The sequence below is a fragment of the Sphingomonas lacusdianchii genome, from assembly GCF_022664395.1.
GTDB lineage: Bacteria > Pseudomonadota > Alphaproteobacteria > Sphingomonadales > Sphingomonadaceae > Sphingomonas > Sphingomonas lacusdianchii.
The window spans coordinates 360,367-381,785 of sequence record NZ_JAKRET010000002.1 but is presented as its reverse complement, the minus strand read 5'-3'; the positions used below and the strand labels follow the sequence as shown (position 1 = coordinate 381,785).

The window sequence follows — 21,419 nt, the reverse complement described above, 5'->3', positions numbered from 1 at the left end:
GCTACTGCCGGGTCAGCAGGACGATCGCGCCTTCATTGCCATAGGTGCCGCGCAATTCGGCGATGGTGATCCGGACCGGGACGGCGCGTCCCTCGTTCGACAAGATGGCGCTGTCGATCGTGCGGGCGCCCTCGCCGCTCAGCACGCGATCCAGCGCTTCGCGAAATGCGACGCGCTGGCCCACCGGAATCAGATCGGCCAGCGCGACGTGCCGCAGCCGTTCCTCGGGCAGATGGATCATCTCGCAAAAGGTCGGTTCGGCCTGATCGATATGCCCACGCGTGTTCAGGCAGATATAGCCGATGCCGTCATGCACCGCGATCGCCTCGCGCAGCGACTTGCGCGCATCGGCGAGCCGGTGAATCTTCATGTCGTCGGTGATGTCGTGGAACAATACCGTGACATAGTGCGCGAACGGATGGATTTCTGCGCGGACCCACGCACCTTCGCGAAACAGCGACGGTATCTCAGCCGAATAGGGCTCCTTGCTCGCAACCGCTCTCAGGACATAGGTTTCGATCAACGACCGGCGCAGCCTCGGCAGCGCCTCGAACACCTTGCGACCGGTCAGGTCACCGTCCTGCCGGTCGAGCTGGACATGGGCAACACGGTTGGCTGCGACGATCCGCAGGTCATAGTCGATCAGCAGCACGCCGATACTGAGGCAGTTGGCGAGTTCGTGCACGCTGGTCGTCGCGATCGTCTCTGCCCGGTCGGCACCGTTGGCCTGTTGCAGCGCCGTATAGTGGCGGACCGTGGTCAATACATGGGTTGCGCGGCCGTGATGGGTGACGAAGATCGCCTCGTCATCCTGCATCTGTCGGAGCTGACCGAATTTTCCGGCGAAGTCGGCGGACGATACCATCGGGTGTTGGGTTTCGACATGGTTCGCGACTTCCCGATCCTGCAACGCCATAGCCTGTTCTCCCCATTGTATTGCTTGTTGGCCGAACACCCCGATCGATCGATGTCATCATGCTGATTATACGGGCGTTTATCCGCAAAATCCGAACTAGTGCCGTGGCCGGATCGAATCAATACGTACGGACGCAAACAACCACCACGATGGATGTGATAGCGGTACCGCCGGCGCCGAATCGGCGAGGATCTGGGAGAGAAGAATATGCGCATCCTGCTGAGCGCCGCCGCGCTGGCGACGATTGCCATTCCCGCGCAGGCGGAGCCGTGGGTCGCGGGCTGGACGGCGTCGCCGATCAAACCCAATGCCGAACAGGTGCTGGCCGATGCGCAATATCGCGACGCGACGCTGCGTCAGATCGTGCGGGTCACGATCGGCGGACGGGCGGTGCGCGTACGGTTCTCCAACCGCTTCGGTGCGACACCGCTGCGCATCGCGGGCGCAAGCGTCGCCCTGGCGACCGGCCCGGCGGCCGCGTCGATCCGCGCCGGCAGCGATCGGCCGCTGCGCTTCGGCGGCAGGGCGATGGTCGAGATACCGGCGGGGGCGGATTATTGGTCGGACCCGGTTGCCCTGCCGGTGACGGCGCTTGCCGATCTGGCGATCAGCACGCGCTTCGCCGACCTGCCGCAGCAACAGACCGGCCATCCCGGTGCGCGGACGCGCAGCTGGATCGCACCGGGCGACCGGCTGTCGGATGCGGCCTTCGCCGATGCGGTCCCGGTGGAACGCTGGTTCCAGATCGCGGCGGTGGAGGTCGATGCGGCACCGGCCGCGCGCGCGATCGTCGCGCTGGGCGACTCGATCACCGACGGGTTCGGCGTGAAGGATGGCCGCCATCAGCGCTGGACCGACGGTCTGGCCAGGCGGCTGTCGGCGAACCGCGCGACCCGCGACGTGGCGGTGCTGAACCACGGCATCGGCGGCAACTGCCTGCTGGTCGAATGCCTCGGCCCCAATGCCCTTTCACGCTTCGACGGCGACGTGCTGAGCCAGCCCGGCGCGCGCTATCTGATCCTGCTCGAGGGAATCAACGATCTGGGCGGCCTCGCCCGCGAAAAGCCGGCGACGGACGAGGAACGCCGCGCGCATGTCGCGCGGATGATCGCCGGCTACGCCCAGATCGTCGCACGCGCCCGGGCCAAGGGGCTGAAGGTGATCGGCGGCACGGTGATGCCGTTCATGGGCAACGACTATTATCATCCCGATGCGGCGGCGGAGGCATCGCGGCAGGCGGTCAATGCATGGATCCGCACGCCGGGCCATTTCGATGCCGTGATCGACTTCGACCGCATCGTCCGCGACCCGGCACAGCCCGACCGGCTGCTGCCCGCCTATGATTCGGGCGACCATCTCCACCCGTCGATGGCGGGCTATCAGGCGATGGCCGACGCCGTACCGCTGACCTTGTTCGCGAAATGACGTTCATGCTGGATCGCGAGGGCGCGGCGGTCTCGAATGGCTGGGTGTCTGACCCTTGGCGCTACCCGGCACCGCCCCCATGTGCGGCGCGAACCAATCGGAGGCTGCTTCATGATCGATCTGCACTATTGGCCGACGCCCAACGGCCACAAGATCACGCTCTTCCTCGAGGAAGCCGGGCTGCCCTACACCATCCATCCGGTCGATATCGGCAAGGGCGAGCAGTTCCGCCCCGAATTCCTCGCCATCGCGCCCAACAACCGGATGCCGGCGATCGTCGATCATGAACCGGCCGGCGGCGGGGCGCCGCTGGCGATCTTCGAAACGGGTGCGATCCTGCTGTATCTGGCGGAGAAGACCGGGCGCTTTCTGCCTGCCGACCTGCCCGGACGATTCGAGGCGATCCAGTGGCTGATGTGGCAGATGGGCGGTCTGGGACCGATGGCCGGACAGAACCATCATTTCAACATCTATGCGCCGGAGAAGATTCCGTACGCGCAGGACCGCTATGTCCGCGAAACGGCGCGGCTGTACGGCGTGCTCGACAAGCGGCTGGCCGACCGGCCGTTCGTCGCGGGCGAATATTCGATCGCCGACATGGCCGCCTATCCGTGGATCGTGCCGCACGAGGCGCAGGGGCAGAAGCTCGACGACTTTCCGAACCTGAAGCGCTGGTTCGAAACGATCGCGGCGCGTCCCGCGACGATCACGGCATATGAGAAGGGCAAGGCGGTCAGCAGCGGCAACCAGCCGATGAGCGAGGAACAACGCCGCGTCCTGTTCGGGACGCCGGCCGCGCGCTGAACCGGCTGCGACAAACTGCGACAAATATCGGCCGCGACGACATAGGTCGGCGACAAGTCGCGGGCAAATGGGGAGCATCATCCATCGGGGTGCTCCCCGTTTTCGAAAGGTTCGCTTTCCATGCGATCGTTCATCGTCGCCGCCTCGCTTGCCGCCATTGCCCTGCCGGGCGTCGCACTCGCCGCGCAGACCCCGCCCCCGCCGCCCGGTGCCGACCGGGTCGTTACCCGCGCCGACGCGATGGCGCGTGCCGACCAGCGTTTCGACGCACTCGATACCGACCATGACGGCAAGATCAGCGCCGCCGAGCGCGCCGCGCTGCCGCAGCGCGGACCGCGCGGGCTGGATGGCGAGGCCGGTCCGCCGCGCCGGGGCGGCGGTGGCGCGCGGATGCTGGAGCGCGCCGATGCCAATCGCGACGGAGTCATCACCCGCGGCGAGTTCCGTGCGATGGCCGCCGCCGGCTTCGACCGGCAGGACGTCAACCGCGACGGCAAGATCGACCCGTCCGAACGTCGCCAGGCGCGGGAACAGCGGATGAGCCAGCGCGGGGCGAAGGGCGGCACGGTCACCCGCGCCGCGTTCCAGGCGCGCGCGCTGGCCCGGTTCGACCGCATGGACGCGAACAAGGACGGCCAGATCGACCCGGCCGAACGCTTCATGGCGCGCGAGAAGCGGATGCAGCGTCGCGGTCCGCAGATCGCCGGCTGATCCACGCCGGACGGCAAGGCCAGCTTGCCGTCCGGCCTTTCCATTCAGGAGCTTCCGCGCCTAGCATGTCCGACATGGCCGATATCCCGCATCTGTTGCTGGTCGACGACGAACGATCGATCCGCGAACCGCTCGCCCAGTATCTGACGAAACAGGGGTTTCGCGTGACCCAGGCGGGCGACGCCGAGGGCGCACGCGCGCGGCTCAACGCCTATGCGATCGACCTTGCCATCCTCGACATCATGATGCCGGGCGAGGATGGACTGTCGCTATGCCGCCATATTCGCGAGACCAGCGAGACGCCGGTCATCCTGCTGACCGCCCGCGCGGAGGAAACCGACCGCATCGTCGGGCTGGAAATGGGCGCCGACGATTATGTCGTGAAACCCTTTTCCCCGCGCGAACTGGCGGCGCGGGTCAAGGTCGTGCTGCGCCGGACCGCCGGTGGCGCGGTCCGGCAACATGCGCCCGAAGCAGGATCGTTCGCCTTTGCCGGATGGGTGCTCAAGACCGGGGAGCGCGCGCTGGTCGATCGCGAGGGCGTGTCGGTGCCGCTGTCGACCGGCGAATATAATCTGCTCCATGCGCTGGTGACCCGTCCGCGCCAGGTGCTCACCCGCGACCAGTTGCTCGACCTGACCCAGGGGCGTGAGGCCGCTGCGTTCGACCGCGCGATCGACAATCAGGTCAGCCGGCTGCGCAAGAAGATCGAAACCGACGTCCGCAATCCGGAGATCATCAAGACCGTCTGGGGCGGCGGCTATACGCTGGCGACCGAAGTGACCCGCCTGTGAGGCGGCCGGGGCCGACCAGCCTGCCCGGTCAGATCGCGCTGCTGGTCGCGGTGGCGCTGTTCGTGGCGCAGGCGCTGAACTTCGCGCTGCTGCTGCGGGAACGGCGCGCCTTTCGCTTTGCCGAAATCACCCTGCCCGCGGTCACCCGCCTGATCGATGCCGCCGAGCGGACCACGGCGCCCCGCCCCGTGCCGACGCGCGACCGGATGCGCGGCGTGCGGCTGGTGACCGACCGGATGCCCGCGCTGCGCGGCGAACCGGAACGCGACGTCGAACAGGCGATCCGCGCCGGCTTCGCCGATGCCGGCATTCGCCCCGGCCGGATCGCCGCGCGAATCCGTCCAATCGACGAGGCTGAAATTCAGGAACGCGGGATCGGCGGACAGCGTGCCGAACGGCTGCGGCGCATGGGGGCGGTGCTGGACGCGGCGGTCGAACTGCCCGGTCGCGGCTGGCTGGTGTCGCATACCCCATGGCCGATGGCGGAGCGCGGGCTGTTGTGGCAGTCGCTGGCGCAGACCTTCATCCTCTATGTTATCGTGCTGTTGCCGGTGCTGTGGATCGGGCGGCGCATCGCCAAGCCGCTGCGCCGGCTGGCGGTGGCGGCCCGCGAATTCCACCCCGCCCGGCCGCTGCCGGCGATCGAGCCTTCGGGGCCGCAGGATGTGCGGCTACTGATCTCCGCCTTCACCGATCTGGGTCAGCGGGTGAATGCGATGGTCGATGAAAAGGACCGGATGCTGGGCGCGATCGGCCATGACCTGCGGACGCCGTTGGCGGCGCTGCGCGTCCGGATCGAATCGGTCGAGGACGATACCGACCGGGCACGCATGGCCGAGACGATCGACGAGATGAACGCGACGCTCGACGATATCCTGTCGCTGGCGCGGCTCGGGCGGCCGAGCGAGGCGGCGACCGATGTCGATGTCGCCGCGCTGGTCGACGCCGTGGTCGACGATTTTCGCGACCTTGGCCATGACGTCGATTTCGTCGAGGCGGCGCGCGTACCGCTGCACCTGCGTCCCAATCTGATGCGACGGGCGGTGCGCAATCTGATCGAGAATGCGATCAAATATGCCGGCGCAGCGGAAGTGCGGGTCGAAACGGGCGCGCGGGCGGTGGCGATCGTCGTCGCCGACCGGGGGCCGGGCATTCCGGTCGACCGGATGGATGCGGTGTTCGATCCGTTCACCCGGCTGGAAACGTCGCGCAATCGCGAAACCGGCGGGATCGGGCTGGGACTGGCGCTGGCACGGGCGATCGTTCGCGATGCCGGTGGCGAGATTACGCTGGTAAACCGCGACGGCGGCGGATTGAACGCGACCATCCGGTTGCCGCGCTGAACGGCTGCGAAACGAAATACGGTATCGCGACGTTGAGTGCCGAGCGATGATAAAAGTAGCCAGCTACAATATGCGCAAGGCGATCGGCACCGATCGCCGCCGGATGCCCGAGCGGACGCTGGAGGTGCTGCGCGAGATCGATGCCGATATTATCGCGTTGCAGGAATGCGACCGGCGGCTGGGCGAGCGGGCCGGCGTGATCCCCGCGCATCTGCTCGACGAACACAGCCCATGGGTCGCGGTGCCGCTGGCAATCCGCGCCAAATCGATGGGCTGGCACGGCAATGCCCTGTTGGTGCGCAAGGAAGCGAGCGTCAGCGGGCAGCGGCGGATCGAGATACCGGCGCTCGAACCGCGCGGTGCGGTGCGGGCCGACGTCACCACCAACGGCATAGCCTTGCGCGTGGTCGGCATGCATCTCGACCTGTCGGGGCTGTGGCGACGCAAACAGGCACATGCGATCCTGAGCGAGGTCGATGGCTGTTCGCCGAAACTGCCGAGCGTGCTGATGGGCGACCTGAACGAATGGACGCCACGATCGGGGTGTCTGCGCGACTTCGGGCGGACGCATTGCTTTGCCGAGACCGGCCCCAGCTTTCACGCGCGCCACCCGGTCGGGCGGCTCGACCGGATCATGGTGTCGAGCGAATTGAAGATCGTCGATGCCGGCGTCCATCACAGCGCGGCGGCGCGCAAGGCATCGGACCATCTGCCGATCTGGGCGACGCTCGCCCCGGCATGACCGACGCGCCGCCCCCGCTCCACGAACGCGAACTGCGCCTGGCACTGGTGTGCTACGGGGGGATCAGCCTTGCCGTCTATATGCACGGGCTGGTCAAGGAAATCTGGCACATCGCCCGCGCCAGCCGGGCGGTGCAGGACGCGGGCGAGCCGCTGACGGGCAGCGCGGCGGTGTATCAGTCGATGCTGACCGATCTGGCCGCGCTGACCGGTATCCGCCTGCGCGTGCTGGTCGATATCGTCGCCGGGGCGAGCGCGGGCGGAATCAACGGCGTGTTTCTGGCGCAGGCAGTGTCGACCGGCCAGTCGCTCGATCCGCTGACCGATTTGTGGCTCGACGGCGCGGATATCGAGGCGCTGATCGATCCGGCACAGGCGCCGGCAAGTGCGCTGTCGCGCCCCTGGGCGCGACCGATCGCATGGATGGCGTTGGGCCGCGAGGACGAGGATGCGTCGAGCGTCGATATCGCCGCGCGCGACGAACTGCGCGCCAAGCTCGACCGGTTCGTCCGGGCACGGTGGTTCGAGCCGCCCTTTGGCGGGCGGGCGATGGTCGACATGCTGCTCGACGCCTTTGCCGCGATGGCTGCGCCCCCCGCCGGACCGCGGCTGCTGCCGCCCGGCCAGCCGCTCGACCTGTTCGTGACCGTCACCGATTTCGCGGGGCATCCCGAAACGCTGCGGCTCAATTCACCGGCGGAAGTGGTCGAGACCGAGCACCGGCTCGTCATCGGCTTCCGTGACCATGGCGGAGAACGGCTGGCCGATACGGCAGAACTGGTGTTCGCGGCGCGGGCGACGTCGAGCTTTCCCGGTGCGTTTCCGCCGTTCCGGGTCGGCGAGTTGGATGGGGCACTGGCAGATCGGAAGGTCGAGTGGCCGGGACGCGATGCGTTTCTGCGCCGGGTGCTGCCGCGCCAGTCGGCGGTCGGCATGGCGGAGCAGGCGACACTGATCGACGGATCGGTGCTGGCCAATGCGCCCTTCGCCCCCGCGATCGATGCGCTGCGCGAACGCCCGGCGCGGCGGCAGATCGACCGGCGCTTCGTCTATCTCGACCCCGCCCCCAACCACAAATTCGGCATTGGCACCGCGCATGACGGTCCCCCCGGCTTTTTCCAGACGATTCTCGGCGCGCTGTCCGAACTGCCGCGCAAACAGCCGATCCGCGACAATCTGGACGCGATCCAGCGAAGGTCGGAACGGATCGAACGGATGCTGGCGATCGTCGAGCAACTGCGCGGCGGCGTGGAGGCGGAGGTCGAACAGCTGTTCGGCTATACGCTGTTCCTCGACTGGCCGACGCCGGCGCGGCTGGCCGGCTGGCGACAGCGGGCGCAGGCGCAGGCGGTCAAGCGCGCCGGATATGGCCATGCCGCTTATGGACTGCTCAAGGTCGATCAGGTGCTGGACCGACTGGCCGAACGCGTCGCGACACTGGCGGACGATGCCTCGCCCGACCGGATACGGCGGTTGCGCGACGGCTTCGCCGGGGTCGTCGCGGAACGCGGTGGCGTCCGGTTCGATGGCGACGGCGCGTCGGCGGAGGCGGTCGCGTTTCTGCGCGCGCACGATCTCGCCTTTCGCATCCGGCGGTTGCGGCTGCTGGTGCGGACGATTTCGGCGATGGAGCCCGAACAGGACGCGGCGGCATTGGCGCCGGTGCGCGAGGCGATCTTCGCCAGCCTGACGCCCTATCTGGCGTGCGAGAATGCCGACCATTTCGCCGCGGTGCGGACGCTGGCGGCGGACAAGCGCGCCGATCCCGCCGACCTGCTGACGGCGATGGCCGACGCGATGGACCTCGCGACGCTCGACGCGCAGACCGATGCGCGCATGTCGGAGGCGCTGTCCGCCACCTCGCGCGATATCCGGCGGCCGATCCTGCTTGCCTATCTCGGCTTTCCCTTCTTCGACATCGCCACGCTGCCGCTGCTGGGCGGCGAAGGGCTGGACGAATTCGATCCGGTGCGGGTCGACCGGATCGCGCCCGACGACGCGCCTTCGATCCGGGCGGGCGGCGCGGAGGCGACGCTGAAAGGGATACGCTTTAACAACTTCGGTGCGTTCTTCAGCCGGTCCTATCGCGAGAACGACTATCTGTGGGGGCGGCTGCACGGGGCCGAGCGGATGATCGACATCGCGCTGTCGACCCTGCCGCCCGAAGTCCGCCTGCCGCCCGGCTGGATCACCCGGCACAAGCGGGCCGCATTCACAGCGATCCTCGACGAGGAACAGCCGCGGTTGCAGGCGATCCAGCCGCTGTTCGACGAACTCCGCGCCGAAATCGGCTGACCCTTCGCCTATTGGAAAAGCCGCCGCGACGGGCGTAAGGAAGGGCGGACGACAACGACGAAGGCTCCCTGAGCGATGCAGTTCCTGAAAACCCTGTTCTGGGCATTGCTGGTGGGGGTGATGGTCGCCTTTGCACTCAACAACATGACGATGGTGCCGTTGAAGCTGTGGGGCACGCTCTATGCCGATGTGAACCTGCCGCTGCTGCTGCTCGTGACCTTTCTGGCCGGGTTCCTGCCGACCTTCGTCGCGCTGCACCTGACCCGCTGGCGGCTGCGGCAGCGGATCGCGGCGACCGACCGGACGCTTGCCGATCTGCACCGGGCGGATACGGCGCCGGTCATCGCCGCCGAGGCGATACCCACGACGAATCCGGGAGCCACGCTATGAGCCGTTCGCCCATCTATGTCGCGATCGACACCCCCGATCTGGACCGGGCGAAGACGCTGGCGCAGGCGGTGCGTGGCCATGTCGGCGGGCTGAAGCTCGGCCTCGAATTCTTCATGGCCAATGGCCGCGCGGGGGTGCGGACGATGGCCGATCTGGGGCTGCCGATCTTTCTCGACCTAAAATTTCACGACATTCCGAACACGGTGGCAAAGGCGATCCAGGCGCTGGGGCCGCTCGACCCCGCCATCCTGACCGTCCACGCCGCCGGGGGCCGAGCGATGCTGGAGGATGCGAAAGCGGCAGCGCCGGTCGGGACCAAGGTGGTGGCGGTGACGATGCTGACCAGCCTCGACGCGCATGACCTGTCGTCGATCGGCCTTGCCCCCGATCCGCACGAGCAGGTGGTGCGGCTGACCGAATTGGCGAAGAGCGCCGGCATCGACGGCGTGGTATGTTCGGGGGCCGAGGTCGCGGCGGCGAAGAAGGCGTGGCCGCAGGGGTTCTTCGTCGTGCCGGGCGTGCGGCCGGCGGACGGCCCCGTCGGCGACCAGAAGCGGGTGGTGACCCCGCGCGCCGCGCTGGACGGCGGCGCGTCGGTGCTGGTGATCGGACGGCCGATCACCCAGGCGGAAAACCCCGATCAGGCGGCTCGCGCGATCGAGGCTACGCTATAGGCCATTAACCGGATCGACCGTGCCGCCGCCGGCCGAGATGGATGGCAGCGGCGGTATCGGCATGCCCGTGACGGGTGGCCCGGATCGCCTGCATCACCCGCTTGCCCTGTACCGCCAGCGTCAGGCCGGCGAGTGCCGCCGGCAGGGCGAACAGGGCCGACGCCGACCCATAAGCCAGGACCGCGACCGCACAGGCGTTGACGATCAGCACCATGCCCGCGGCGCGCCAGCATAGATCGCGACGACGCATCATTCCGCCCCCTGCCCGGACGGGATCGGATCGTCGATCACGACGTCCCCGGCCGCCGCCATGATCGATCCCGGAACGGCGGTGTGACACAGCAGGATATCGGCCGGCGCGTCGACTTCGTCGACCAGCGCGCCGAGCGCGTCGCCCGCATCGAACGTCACGCCGATCGCCGGATCGCACAGCCGCGTCGCGGCACGCCGCGCACGCCCGATCCGCACCGGCGACCGGTCGAGGCCCCGGCCTTCGATTGCTGTGAAACCGAGCGCGCGGGCATGGGTCAATACCGCGAGCAGCAGGGTTCCGCACCCGCAATCGGCATCGACGATCCGCACCGCCCGGCGGCGGCGCTGGCGCAATCCCGACAAGGTGGCGGCGATCGCATCCCAACGCGGATCGCGGAGGGCGATGTTACGCGCCATGCGCTGCCTCCCGCGGTTCGCCCGCAACCGGTCCGAACGGAATGATCGGGATCATCGGGACCGTCGCCAGTTCGATGCCGGCATGATAGCTTTGCCGCTCCGCCTCCGCGAAGCGCAACGCCGCCGAAAACGAGACGAAACGTCCCTCCAGTCGCCGATGCCGGTCCTGAACCAGCCAGTGCCCGGCACAGTCCTGCCCGACATAGAACAGGTCGGGTTCCGCGATATCCGATTGCGTTGCAGATTCCATATACCATTGCCTTCGATGGACCCGGTCGCCGTTGCGGCCGTGCCATTCCAGCTACTTACCGCGACATAGCAATTCGAGATCGATTGTCGGCAATCGCGTAGTGCGGACATAGCATGCGCATTTTTCCAGGGGTCGACGCCCTATCGCCGCGCCGCCCCGCCCGCTAAGCCGCGAGCCATGACCCTCATCAAGATTTGCGGCCTGTCGACGCCCGAAACGCTGGCCGCCGCACTGACCGCCGGGGCGAGCCATGTCGGTTTCGTCTTCTTCGCCCCCTCCCCCCGCAATCTGGCGTTCGATGCGGCGGCGGGGCTGGCGCGGCAGGTGCCGGGACAGGTCGCGAAGGTCGGCGTGTTCGTCGATCCCGACGACGCGCTGCTCGATGCGGCGTTGGCCGCCGCCCGGCTGGACGCGATCCAGCTCCACAAGACCGCGCCCGATCGGATCGCCGCGATCCGGGCGCGGACCGGCAAGGACGTCTGGGGCGCGGTCGCGGTCAAGACGCGGGCCGATCTGGACGGCGCGCGGACGCTGGTCGGGGCGGCAGACCGGGTGCTGTACGATGCCAAGACCCCGCCCGGCGCGGCACTGCCGGGCGGCATGGGGCTGCGGTTCGACTGGGGGCTGCTCGACGGCTTCGTCCATCCGCTGCCCTGGGCCTTGTCGGGCGGGCTCGATGCCGGCAACGTCGCCGAGGCGATCCGGGTGACGCGCGTGCCGCTGGTCGATGTGTCGTCGGGCGTGGAAAGCGCGCCGGGGGTCAAGGACGCCGGGCGCATCGCCGCGTTCGTACGCAGCGTGACCAGCGGCTGATACTCGACAGCGCCCGCCGCCGGGCGTAACGAGCGACCCTATGAACGCTCCCAACAGCTATCGCGCCCAGCCCGACGATCGTGGTCATTTCGGTGCCTTTGGCGGCCGCTATGTCGCCGAGACGCTGATGCCGCTGATCCTCGACCTCGACCGCGAATATAAGGCGGCGAAGGCCGATCCCGCCTTTGCCGCGCAGTTCGACGACCTGATGACGCATTATGTCGGGCGGCCCAGCCCTCTCTATCATGCCGAACGGCTGTCAGAGACGCTGCGCGCCTCGGCCGAGCCGGGCATGGGCGCACAGGTGTGGTTCAAGCGCGACGAGCTGAACCATACCGGCGCGCACAAGATCAACAATTGCATCGGCCAGATCCTGCTGGCGATCCGCATGGGCAAGACGCGGATCATCGCCGAGACGGGCGCCGGCCAGCATGGCGTGGCGACCGCCGCCGTCTGCGCGCGCTTCGGCCTGCCCTGCGTCATCTATATGGGTGCCAAGGACGTCGAGCGGCAGCAGCCGAACGTGTTCCGCATGAAGCTGCTGGGGGCCGAGGTGCGGCCGGTGACCAGTGGCGCGGCGACGCTGTCGGATGCGATGAACGAAGGCCTGCGCGACTGGGTCGCGAACGTCCACGACACCTTCTACATCATCGGCACCGCCGCCGGGCCGCATCCGTACCCGGAGCTGGTCCGCGATTTCCAGAGCATCATCGGCCGCGAGGCGCGCGCGCAGATGCTGGAGCGAACTAGCCGCCTGCCCGACCTGCTGGTCGCGGCGATCGGTGGCGGATCGAACGCGATCGGGCTGTTCCACCCGTTCCTCGACGATCCCGACGTGGCGATGCTGGGCGTCGAGGCGGCGGGCCATGGGCTGGACAAGGACCATGCCGCGTCGCTGGCCGGCGGGTTCCCCGGCATCCTGCATGGCAACAAGACCTATTTGTTGCAGGACGAGGACGGGCAGATCGCCGAGGGGCATTCGATCTCGGCGGGGCTCGACTATCCCGGGATCGGGCCGGAACATGCATGGCTGCGCGATATCGGCCGGGTCGAATATGACAGCGCGACCGATGTCGATGCGCTCGACGCGTTCCAGATGCTGTGCCGGACCGAGGGGATTATTCCGGCGCTGGAACCTGCCCATGCCATTGCGGCAGTGGCGCGGCGGGCGAAGACCATGCGGATCGACCAGATCATCCTCGCCAACCTGTGCGGCCGCGGGGACAAGGATATCTTCACCGTCGCGAGCGCGCTGGGGGTTTCGATTTAAGCCCTCTCCCCTTCAGGGGAGAGGGTTGGGAGAGGGGCAGTGCGCGACGCTGGTTTGATCGAACGGGCGAAGGCCGTGCGCAAAGCCCCTACCCCTGCCGAGCAGAAACTGTGGTTCGCGTTGCGAGCTGAGCGGTTCGCTGGTGTGAAGTTTCGGCGGCAGAAGGTGATCGGGCCGTTTATCGCCGACTTTGCCAGTAACGTGCCGAGACTGGTGATCGAGGTCGACGGGCATTTGCACGGCGAAACCGTCGAGTATGGCGAAGCGCGCAGCGCCTATTTGACCGAACTCGGCTATCGGGTAGTGCGGTTCGCTAACGCTGACGTGATGCATAATTTGGAAGGCGTGTTGCGCTTGTTGGAAAGTATCGTGACTCATCCCCTCTCCCAACCAGTTGCAGGTCAACAGCGCCCCGCGCTGTTGAGGTTGTGCCGGGGGCACAACCGACCTGCAACTCCCCTGAAGGGGAGAGGGCTTTGAACCGCCTTGCCGCTGCCTTTGCGAAGGGCCGTCCAGCGCTGGTGTGCTTCGTCACCGCCGGCGATCCGACGCCCGACGCCACGCCTGCCATCCTCGACGCGCTGGTCGCGGGGGGAGCCGACGTGATCGAACTAGGCATGCCGTTCACCGATCCGATGGCCGATGGTCCCGCCATCCAGTCGGCGAACATCCGTTCGCTGGCGGCGGGAACGCGGACCGCCGATGTGCTGCGCATCGCAGCGGGCTTTCGCGAACGCCACCCCGACGTGCCGCTGGTGCTGATGGGCTATGCCAACCCCATGGTCCGGCGCGGGGCCGACTGGTTCGCGCAGAGCTGCGCCGCCGCCGGAGTCGATGGCGTGATCTGCGTCGACATCCCGCCCGAGGAAGACGACAGCCTGGGCGAACAGTTGCGCGCGCAGGATGTCGCCGCGATCCGGCTGGCCACGCCGACGACCGACGCCGCCCGGCTGCCGCGCGTGCTGGCGGGGGCCGGCGGCTTTCTCTATTACGTCTCGGTCGCGGGGATCACCGGCAAGCAGCAAGCGGTGCAGGCGTCGATCGACGATGCCGTCGCCCGATTGAAGGCCGCGACCGACCTGCCGATCGCGGTCGGCTTCGGCGTGCGCACCCCCGAACAGGCGGCCAATATCGCCCGCGTCGCCGATGGCGTCGTCGTCGGATCGGCGATCGTCGAGATCGTCGCGCAGCATGGGCAACGCGCCGCCGCCCCCGTCCAATCCTATATCGAAAGCCTCGCCGCGGCGATCGCGACGGCGAGCAAGGAACCCGCATGAGCTGGCTCAACCGCGTCCGCAACGCCCTGCCCTTCGTCGCGCGCAAGGAAACGACTGACCATCTCTGGCACAAGTGCAAGGGGTGCGGGCAGATGATCTTCAACAAGGAGTGGGAAGAGAATCTGCACGTCTGCCCGCAATGCGACCATCATGGCCGCATCGGGCCGAAAGAGCGGTTCCAGCAGCTGTTCGATGACGGCAGCGTCGAGATCCTGCCGAACCCGAAGGTCGCCGAAGACCCGCTGAAGTTCCGCGACAGCAAGCGCTATGTCGACCGGCTGAAGGCGGCGCGGACCGATACCGGCGAACAGGACGCCTATCAGAACGCCTATGGCACCATCGCCGGGCGGGGTTGCGTGATCGGCGTGCAGAATTTCGCGTTCATGGGCGGGTCGATGGGCCAGTTCGTCGGCGAGGCGTTCATTGCCGGAGTCGAGGCCGCGATCGCGCGCGGCGTGCCCTATATCGTGTTTACCGCCAGCGGCGGCGCGCGGATGCAGGAGGGCATTCTCAGCCTGATGCAGATGCCGCGCACGACGGTCGCGATCGAGATGCTGCACGATGCCGGCCTGCCCTATCTGGTGGTGCTGACCGACCCGACCTCGGGCGGGGTGATGGCGGCCTATGCGATGCTGGGCGACGTGCAGATCGCCGAGCCGAAGGCGACGCTGGCGTTCACCGGACGGCGCGTGATCGAAAGCACGATCCGCGAGAAGCTGCCGGAGGATTTCCAGACCAGCGAATATTATCGCGACCACGGCCTGATCGACCGCGTGACGCATCGGCGTGATCTGCCGGCCGAACTGGCGCAGTTGATCGAGTTTCTGGGGCGCAAGGAAGCGGCGTAACGGCCAATTCCTCCCCGCTCTGCGGGGAGGGGGACCGCCGCGTAGCGGTGGTGGAGGGGGATGGCGGCGAAACGCAACCGTTGTGGAGGTGGTCACCCGCCTCCACCAAGCTGCGCATGGTCCCCCTCCCCGTGCCGGGGAGGATTTGGAATGCCCGATTTCGCCATCTCGACCGATCCCGCCGTGCAGGCGCAGCTCGACCGGCTGACCTTGCTGTCGCCCGGTGCCGATATTCTCGGCCTCGATCGCATCACCCGGCTGTTGGCGCGGCTGGGCGATCCGCATCTATATCTGCCGCCAGTGTTCCATGTCGCGGGGACCAATGGGAAGGGGTCGACCTGCGCCTATCTGCGCGCGGCGATCGAGGCGGCGGGGCTCAGGGTGCATGTCTATGCCAGCCCCCATCTGGTGCGGTTCAACGAACGTATCCGGCTGGCGGGGACGCTGATCGACGATCCGTCGCTCGCGGCGCTGCTGGGCGAGGTGCTCGACGCCGCCGAGGGGATCGGGGCAAGCTTCTTCGAGATCACGACCGCCGCCGCGTTTCTCGCCTTCGCACGCACGCCGGCCGATGCGTGCGTAATCGAGGTCGGGCTGGGCGGACGGCTCGATGCGACCAACGTCCTGCCCGCGCCCGTCGCGTGCGGCATCGCGGCGCTCGGCATCGATCATGAGGCGTTTCTGGGATCGTCGCTGGTCGGGATTGCGGGCGAAAAGGCGGGCATCGCTAAGCCGGGCGTACCTGTCGTCACCCTCGCCTATCCCCCGGAGATCGCCGCTCGGGTCGAGGCGACGGCCGACGCGGCGGGGGCGGCGCTGATCGCGCGGGGATCGGCTTGGGACGTAGTCGACGGACGGTATCGCGATGCGATGGGGACGCTCGACCTGCCCGAACCGGCGCTGGCGGGGGTGCATCAGCGCGACAATCTAGCGCTGGCGGCGGCGATGTTGCGGCATCAGTCGGCGGTGCCGGCGTCGGACGCGGCGATCCGCACCGCCGCCGGCACCGCGCGCTGGCCGGCGCGGATGCAGCGGCTACGCGCCGGCGGGCCGCTGACCGGGCGGGTGAATCCGCGCCATGGCGTGTGGCTCGACGGGGCGCACAACGAATCCGCCGCGATCGAAGTGGCGCGGGGCTGGCCCCGGATCACGCGCGGCGAACGTTCGGCGCTGGTGCTCGGCATGCTGGCCAACAAGGATGCAAGCGCGGTGTTGCGGCATCTGGCCGGGGTGGTCGACCACGTCGTCGCGGTTCCGGTGCCGGGCCATGCGCACCATCCGCCGGCCGAACTGGCGCGGCAGGCGCGGGGGCTGGGGCTGACCGCCGATGTCGCGACCGATCCGGCGGCTGCGCTCGATCTGCTGGCACGGTCGAAGCCGGAGGGGGTGCTGATCGCGGGGTCGCTGTATCTGGCCGGCACCGTGCTTTCCGCGAATGACGAGGTGCCGTTTTAGCGGTTGGGTTCTCGCGGAGGCACGGAGACACGGAGGAAGAAGAAGTAGGTTGTTCGCGCAAAGGCGCGGAGGCGCAGAAATGTTGCGCCCGCCGCGACAGCGGCTTTCCTATCACGGCCGACAACAGATAAAGGCTTCGCCTGACAGGCGGCACCCGAGCGAGTACCCCCTCTGCGCCTCCGCGCCTCCGCGTGAATCAACCCTTCTTCAACTCGCGCCGCCACCGCACCCATTCGAGCAGCACGAACACTATGGCGACCAGCCCCAAAGCGGCGGTGAAGCGGAAGACCGGGGCATAGCCCATCCGTTCGACCGCCTCGCCGAGCCCTGCCCGGCCGAGCGAGCCGACTAGCAGCGTCAGCGACGACAGCAGCGCATATTGGACCGCGCTATGTTCCTTGCTCGCGATCGAGGAGAGATAGGCGACGAACGCCGCGCCGGCCAAACCGCCCGCGATATTCTCGCCCGAGATCGCGATCATCAGCCGCATCATCCGCGCATCGACGCCGAGGTTGAGCAAGCCGGTCGCCCCGGCCACGGCGTCGATGACCGGCGATCCGGATGCCAGATCGGCATAGAGCAGGTTGCTCGCCGCCGCGACGATCGCGCCGATCAGTAGCGTCGGCATCCGTCCCAGCATCGCGAACGATATGCCACCCAGCGACACGCCGAGGATGGTCATGCCGACGCCGAAGATCTTGGACGCGAAGGCGACCTCAGCATTCGTGTACTGCAACTCCTCGAGATAGAAGGGATAGGCGAACGGCCCCCAGATCGAATCGCACAGCCGGTAGCTGAGGATCAGCCCGAGGACGATGATCGCGCCGAACCCTAGCCGCCCGACCAGTTCGGACAGCGGCAGGATGAGTGCGCGATAGCCGTGTTCGATGACGCCGGGCGTCGGTGCCGCAGCCCCGTCGCGGTTCCAGCCGAGCCATTCCGCCAGTTGCGCCTGCCGGTTGAGCCATGCCGCGACCAGCGCGGGCACGACGACGGTGACGACGATGATCCATGGTCCGGTCAGCCGGGTGAAGTCGCCGACGCTGGGCGGGGTTTCGCCGGGCGCGACGTTCAGGACGCGGACCATGAACGCGCCGATGGTGACGATCGCCCAGCCCCAGCACAGGCCGACGATGAGCAGGCCGGTGCGCTTGTCGCAGGTGCTTGGGCCTACCGCGCCGCCGACCACCCGTTCGATGACCGGGCGCGGTGTGTCGGGCGCGAACAGCGTCGCGATTAGCAGCGCCGCCATCAACGCGCCCATCACCGCATAGACCAGCGGCCAGGTGATCGCATCGGCCAGCACCAGCGCCAGCGCCCCGCCGATCAGCGTCGCGATGCGATAGCCCAGCTGGTAGATCGACGACAGGATGCCGAGCGTCGCGCGTTCGTCGGCGACGTCGATCCGCCAGGCGTCGATCACCGTATCCTGCGTCGCCGCCGCGAATGCGCCGATCACCGCGACCAGCGCGAACCAGCCGATGGCGGTCGCCGGATCGCTGACCGACAGGGTCAGGAAGGTCGCGACCAGCACCGCCTGACACAGCAGCAGCCACGACTTTCGCCGTCCGAAGCGTTCGAGCAGCGGTAGGCGCAGCCGGTCGACGACCGGCGACCACAGGAACTTGAACGCCGCGATCAGCCCGATCCACGACAACAGCCCGATGGTCGCGAGGTTGATCTTCGCCTCCGCCAGCCACGCGTTGAGCGTGCCAAGCAACAGGGTGAAGGGCAGCCCGGCCGCCAGACCGAAGGCGAACATCGCCGCCGTCTTGCGATTGCCCAGCCCCATATGGATCAGCGCCAGCCCCTTGGGCGCGGCTTCGGTCATGCAAGTCCTCCAGGAAGGGGGCGGACCGTAGAAGGGGTTGGCGGTGGCGGCAAGGTGGTGGGCGGTGCCCTCCCCCAATCCAATCCGTTCGGTTCAAGTAGCGGTCAAGCTTGTCGAGAGCGCGTATCGAGAACGGGCTGCCCGTGGACCGGCGTTCTCGACGGACGCTTCTCGACAGGCTCGAAGCTGCTCGAACCGAACGGGGTGCGCGGGAGAGCTAGGCTACGCCGCCGTGCGGAACAGGTTGAACCCGCTCGGCAACCGGCGCGGCAGTTTCGCGCCGCCGATCACCGCGTCGATCGCGTCGATCGCGCTCAGCAGATCCTTTTGCGGATAGGGTTTGCTGAGGCATCCGGCGGCGAAGACCTGCGCCTCCTGCGGACAGGCACCGGTGACCAGCAACACCGGCATGCCGCGTTCATGCGCCGATCGCGCCACGTCCAGCCCGCTGCCGTCGGACAGGTTGATGTCCACCAGCACGAGGTCGAGGTCGCAACCGGATTCGAGCGTCGCCAATGCGCCCGCCACGGTGTCGACCGTCGCCGCGATCTCGAAACCCGAGGCCCCCAGGAAATGTTCGGTGTCGAACGCGACCAGGGGTTCGTCCTCGACGACCAGGATCCGGTTGATGTGCCGCTTCTTGCGCCCGAACAACATTGCCCCACTCGCTTTCCACCGGGATGCTTACAGCTTATACGAACGCACAAACTCGCGAAGGCGACGAAGGAACCGCTTCGGCTGAAACTTTCGTCACATCGCCGCAAACGGATACCCTGACCATCGTTACCCCACCCGAATCCACGACCGATTCCCCCCGTGAAGGCCAGCGAATCGCCAAGCTGCTGGCGCGTGCCGGCGTCGCATCGCGCCGCGACATCGAACGCATGATCGCCGCCGGGCGCGTCGCGCTGGACGGCGTCGTCCTCGAAACGCCCGCGACCATCCTGCCCAATCTGAAGGGCGTGACTGTCGACGGAGCGCCGGTCGCCGCGCCCGAACCGACCCGCCTGTTCCGCTTCCACAAGCCCGCCGGCACATTGACCGCCGAGCGCGACGGCGCCGGGCGCGAGACGATCTACGACCGGCTGCCCAAGGGGTTGCCGCGGCTGATCCCGGTCGGGCGGCTCGATCTGAATACCGAGGGGTTGTTGCTGATGACCACCGACGGCGAATTGAAGCGCCGTCTGGAACTGCCGGCGACCGGGGTCGAGCGGACCTATCGCGCGCGCGCCTATGGTGAGATCAGCCAGCAGACGCTCGAAGAACTGATGATGGGCATCGAGATCGAGGGCGTGCGCTATGGCCCGATCAACGCCAATCTCGAACGGCGCACCGGCACCAATACCTGGATCGAGATGACGCTGACCGAGGGCAAGAACCGCGAGGTTCGCCGCGTCCTCGAACATCTGGGGCTGAAGGTGTCGCGGCTGATCCGTACGCGCTACGGCCCCTTCTTCCTCGAGGACCTCCCCGAGGGCGAGGTGGACGAGATCAAGCAGCATGAGCTGGTCGCGTTCCGCAAGACGCTAGCCAACAAGCCGACCAGCAAGCCGACCCCCGAAGGCGCCGATCCGGCGGCACTGAAGGCATGGAAGCGCGCGACGCCGTTGCCGCGTCCCGAACCGGTGGCGGCGCGCTTCGACGAACGGCGACCCCGGACCGAACGCGACGGGCAACGGTCGGGCTTCAGCGGCCGCCGTCCCGACCGCGACGGTCCGGGCCGGCCGCAGGGGGACGGCGAGCGGCGCAGCTTCGGCGGACGTCCGCAAGGCGATGGCGAACGGCGCAGCTTCGGCTCACGGCCACAGGGCGATGGCGAACGGCGCAGCTTCGGGGCGCGGCCACAGGGCGATGGCGAACGGCGCAACTTCGGGGCGCGGCCGGAACGCGTCGGCTTCGGCGATCGGTCGCGCAGCCCGGACCAGCGCCGGGTCGGTCCGCGCACCCATGCGACCGAACGCCCGGTCGAACGGCGCGATGGCTTCGATCCGCTGACGCAGGCGGGGCAGACGCCCGCCGAACGGCGTCAGCCGGGACTGGGCGACCGACGGGCCTATGGCGAACGGCCCGACAATGCCCGCACGCGCCGTGCCGCCGCCCATGCCGATCGGCCGGGCTATGACGGGGTCGCCCGCAAACCCCGCGTCGAGCGCAGCGAGGCCCCACGCGGTCCGGTCGAAAAGCGGATGACGCGCGAACAGGCGGCCGATGCCGACCGGGCGAGTTTCGTCGACCGGCCGAAGCGCAAGCCGACCGGCTGGGCCAAGGCCACGCCGTCGAACAAGCCCGCCAAGGGCAAGCCCAAGGGCGGCCGTCCGGGCGGGGGCAAGCGCTGATGCGGGTCATTTCGGGCATGTGGCGCGGCCGGCCGATCGTCGCGCCGAAGGGCGATGCGACCCGTCCCACCGCCGATCGCACGCGCGAGGCGCTGTTCTCGATGCTGGCCAGCCGGGTCGGCAGCTTCAACGAACTGGCGGTCGCCGATCTGTTCGCCGGATCGGGGGCGCTGGGGATCGAGGCATTGTCGCGCGGTGCCGCGACATGTCTGTTCGTCGAACAGGACCGGGCGGCGCTCGACGCGCTGCGCGCCAATCTGACCAAGCTCGACGCGGCGGGCGGCGACGTGCGCGCGACCTCGGTGCTGGCGCTGGGCCCCGCCCCGCGTCCGCTCGACGTGGTGATGATGGACCCGCCCTATGGCAGCGGCGCCGGCGCGGTGGCGGCGGACAAGCTGGCGCGGCTCGGCTGGATCGGGCCGGCGACCTGGGTCAGCATCGAAACCGCCAAGGCCGAGCCGATCGACCTGCCCCGCTTCACGGTCGATGCCGAGCGTGTCTATGGCAAGGCCAAGATAACGCTATTGCGACTTGCTATGAACGACGGGGATTGACGGACCGGCGCGTTCGCGGCGAA

General features: G+C 68.1%; 23 protein-coding genes. 17 read left to right on the top strand and 6 right to left on the bottom strand.

Going from position 1 to position 21,419, the window contains the following annotated elements:
• Position 1 precedes the first annotated feature (1 nt).
• Positions 2-916 (bottom strand): PAS domain-containing protein, encoded by a 915-nt coding sequence (locus MF607_RS04515; protein WP_242116344.1) that lies wholly within the window; start codon positions 914-916, stop codon positions 2-4.
• A gap of 207 nt (positions 917-1,123) precedes the next feature.
• Here MF607_RS04515 and MF607_RS04510 point away from each other — a divergent pair, with 207 nt between their 5' ends.
• The 9 genes from MF607_RS04510 (at position 1,124) to pyrF (ending at position 10,093) form a co-directional block, all read left to right on the top strand.
• Complete coding sequence (locus MF607_RS04510; RefSeq protein WP_242116340.1) at positions 1,124-2,341, top strand: SGNH/GDSL hydrolase family protein; 1,218 nt, start codon at positions 1,124-1,126, stop codon at positions 2,339-2,341.
• A 111-nt stretch (positions 2,342-2,452) separates the two neighbouring features.
• Positions 2,453-3,145, top strand: coding sequence for a glutathione binding-like protein (locus MF607_RS04505; protein ID WP_242116339.1), 693 nt, complete (start codon positions 2,453-2,455; stop codon positions 3,143-3,145).
• A gap of 120 nt (positions 3,146-3,265) precedes the next feature.
• On the top strand, positions 3,266-3,856 hold the full coding sequence (locus MF607_RS04500; protein ID WP_242116335.1) for an EF-hand domain-containing protein: 591 nt from the start codon (positions 3,266-3,268) through the stop codon (positions 3,854-3,856).
• A 74-nt stretch (positions 3,857-3,930) separates the two neighbouring features.
• Positions 3,931-4,650: a response regulator gene (locus MF607_RS04495; RefSeq protein ID WP_066689608.1), complete on the top strand. Its 720-nt coding sequence runs from the start codon at positions 3,931-3,933 to the stop codon at positions 4,648-4,650.
• On the top strand, positions 4,647-5,993 hold the full coding sequence (locus tag MF607_RS04490) for a sensor histidine kinase (RefSeq protein WP_242116332.1): 1,347 nt from the start codon (positions 4,647-4,649) through the stop codon (positions 5,991-5,993). Before MF607_RS04495 ends, MF607_RS04490 begins: the two co-directional genes overlap by 4 nt.
• 46 nt (positions 5,994-6,039) lie before the next feature.
• Positions 6,040-6,735 (top strand): endonuclease/exonuclease/phosphatase family protein, encoded by a 696-nt coding sequence (locus MF607_RS04485; protein ID WP_242116331.1) that lies wholly within the window; start codon positions 6,040-6,042, stop codon positions 6,733-6,735.
• A complete protein-coding gene (locus MF607_RS04480; RefSeq protein ID WP_242116328.1) occupies positions 6,732-9,029 on the top strand; it encodes a patatin-like protein in 2,298 nt (765 codons plus the stop codon). The genes MF607_RS04485 and MF607_RS04480 overlap by 4 nt, the downstream gene beginning before the upstream one ends.
• A 75-nt stretch (positions 9,030-9,104) precedes the next feature.
• On the top strand, positions 9,105-9,419 hold the full coding sequence (locus tag MF607_RS04475) for a lipopolysaccharide assembly protein LapA domain-containing protein (protein WP_242116325.1): 315 nt from the start codon (positions 9,105-9,107) through the stop codon (positions 9,417-9,419).
• Positions 9,416-10,093, top strand: coding sequence for an orotidine-5'-phosphate decarboxylase (gene pyrF, locus MF607_RS04470; RefSeq protein ID WP_242116322.1), 678 nt, complete (start codon positions 9,416-9,418; stop codon positions 10,091-10,093). Before MF607_RS04475 ends, pyrF begins: the two co-directional genes overlap by 4 nt.
• Before the next feature lie 4 nt (positions 10,094-10,097).
• Here pyrF and MF607_RS04465 read toward each other — a convergent pair whose 3' ends face one another.
• The 3 genes from MF607_RS04465 to MF607_RS04455 are packed head-to-tail and all read right to left on the bottom strand — an operon-like array spanning position 10,098 to position 11,012.
• The gene (locus MF607_RS04465; RefSeq protein ID WP_242116320.1) at positions 10,098-10,346 is read right to left on the bottom strand and encodes a hypothetical protein; all 249 of its coding nucleotides are present in this window, start codon (positions 10,344-10,346) and stop codon (positions 10,098-10,100) included.
• Positions 10,343-10,762, bottom strand: coding sequence for a class I SAM-dependent methyltransferase (locus tag MF607_RS04460; protein ID WP_242116319.1), 420 nt, complete (start codon positions 10,760-10,762; stop codon positions 10,343-10,345). The genes MF607_RS04465 and MF607_RS04460 overlap by 4 nt, the downstream gene beginning before the upstream one ends.
• Complete coding sequence (locus tag MF607_RS04455; RefSeq protein WP_242116318.1) at positions 10,752-11,012, bottom strand: hypothetical protein; 261 nt, start codon at positions 11,010-11,012, stop codon at positions 10,752-10,754. The genes MF607_RS04460 and MF607_RS04455 overlap by 11 nt, the downstream gene beginning before the upstream one ends.
• A 177-nt stretch (positions 11,013-11,189) precedes the next feature.
• Between MF607_RS04455 and MF607_RS04450 the strand changes: the two genes are divergently transcribed.
• From MF607_RS04450 to MF607_RS04425, 6 genes are all read left to right on the top strand, one after another.
• On the top strand, positions 11,190-11,825 hold the full coding sequence (locus MF607_RS04450) for a phosphoribosylanthranilate isomerase (RefSeq protein ID WP_242116316.1): 636 nt from the start codon (positions 11,190-11,192) through the stop codon (positions 11,823-11,825).
• A gap of 40 nt (positions 11,826-11,865) precedes the next feature.
• Positions 11,866-13,095: a tryptophan synthase subunit beta gene (gene trpB / locus MF607_RS04445; protein ID WP_242116315.1), complete on the top strand. Its 1,230-nt coding sequence runs from the start codon at positions 11,866-11,868 to the stop codon at positions 13,093-13,095.
• A gap of 39 nt (positions 13,096-13,134) precedes the next feature.
• The gene (locus tag MF607_RS04440; RefSeq protein WP_242116312.1) at positions 13,135-13,575 is read left to right on the top strand and encodes an endonuclease domain-containing protein; all 441 of its coding nucleotides are present in this window, start codon (positions 13,135-13,137) and stop codon (positions 13,573-13,575) included.
• Positions 13,572-14,372: a tryptophan synthase subunit alpha gene (trpA, locus tag MF607_RS04435; RefSeq protein WP_242116311.1), complete on the top strand. Its 801-nt coding sequence runs from the start codon at positions 13,572-13,574 to the stop codon at positions 14,370-14,372. Before MF607_RS04440 ends, trpA begins: the two co-directional genes overlap by 4 nt.
• Positions 14,369-15,220 carry an acetyl-CoA carboxylase, carboxyltransferase subunit beta gene (gene accD / locus MF607_RS04430; protein ID WP_242116309.1) on the top strand — a complete coding sequence of 284 codons (852 nt, stop codon included), beginning with the start codon at positions 14,369-14,371 and terminating at the stop codon, positions 15,218-15,220. The genes trpA and accD overlap by 4 nt, the downstream gene beginning before the upstream one ends.
• Positions 15,221-15,370: 150 nt before the next feature.
• Positions 15,371-16,675, top strand: a complete 1,305-nt coding sequence (locus MF607_RS04425; RefSeq protein ID WP_242116307.1) for a bifunctional folylpolyglutamate synthase/dihydrofolate synthase — start codon at positions 15,371-15,373, stop codon at positions 16,673-16,675.
• Positions 16,676-16,871: 196 nt separating this feature from the next.
• Here MF607_RS04425 and MF607_RS04420 read toward each other — a convergent pair whose 3' ends face one another.
• Positions 16,872-18,506, bottom strand: a complete 1,635-nt coding sequence (locus MF607_RS04420; protein WP_242116305.1) for an AmpG family muropeptide MFS transporter — start codon at positions 18,504-18,506, stop codon at positions 16,872-16,874.
• A gap of 222 nt (positions 18,507-18,728) precedes the next feature.
• Positions 18,729-19,163 carry a response regulator gene (locus MF607_RS04415; protein WP_242116298.1) on the bottom strand — a complete coding sequence of 145 codons (435 nt, stop codon included), beginning with the start codon at positions 19,161-19,163 and terminating at the stop codon, positions 18,729-18,731.
• 116 nt (positions 19,164-19,279) lie between these two features.
• Between MF607_RS04415 and MF607_RS04410 the strand changes: the two genes are divergently transcribed.
• Both MF607_RS04410 and rsmD read left to right on the top strand, forming a co-directional pair.
• Positions 19,280-20,842 (top strand): pseudouridine synthase, encoded by a 1,563-nt coding sequence (locus MF607_RS04410; RefSeq protein WP_242116452.1) that lies wholly within the window; start codon positions 19,280-19,282, stop codon positions 20,840-20,842.
• The gene (gene rsmD, locus MF607_RS04405) at positions 20,842-21,396 is read left to right on the top strand and encodes a 16S rRNA (guanine(966)-N(2))-methyltransferase RsmD (protein ID WP_242116296.1); all 555 of its coding nucleotides are present in this window, start codon (positions 20,842-20,844) and stop codon (positions 21,394-21,396) included. Before MF607_RS04410 ends, rsmD begins: the two co-directional genes overlap by 1 nt.
• Positions 21,397-21,419 lie beyond the last annotated feature (23 nt).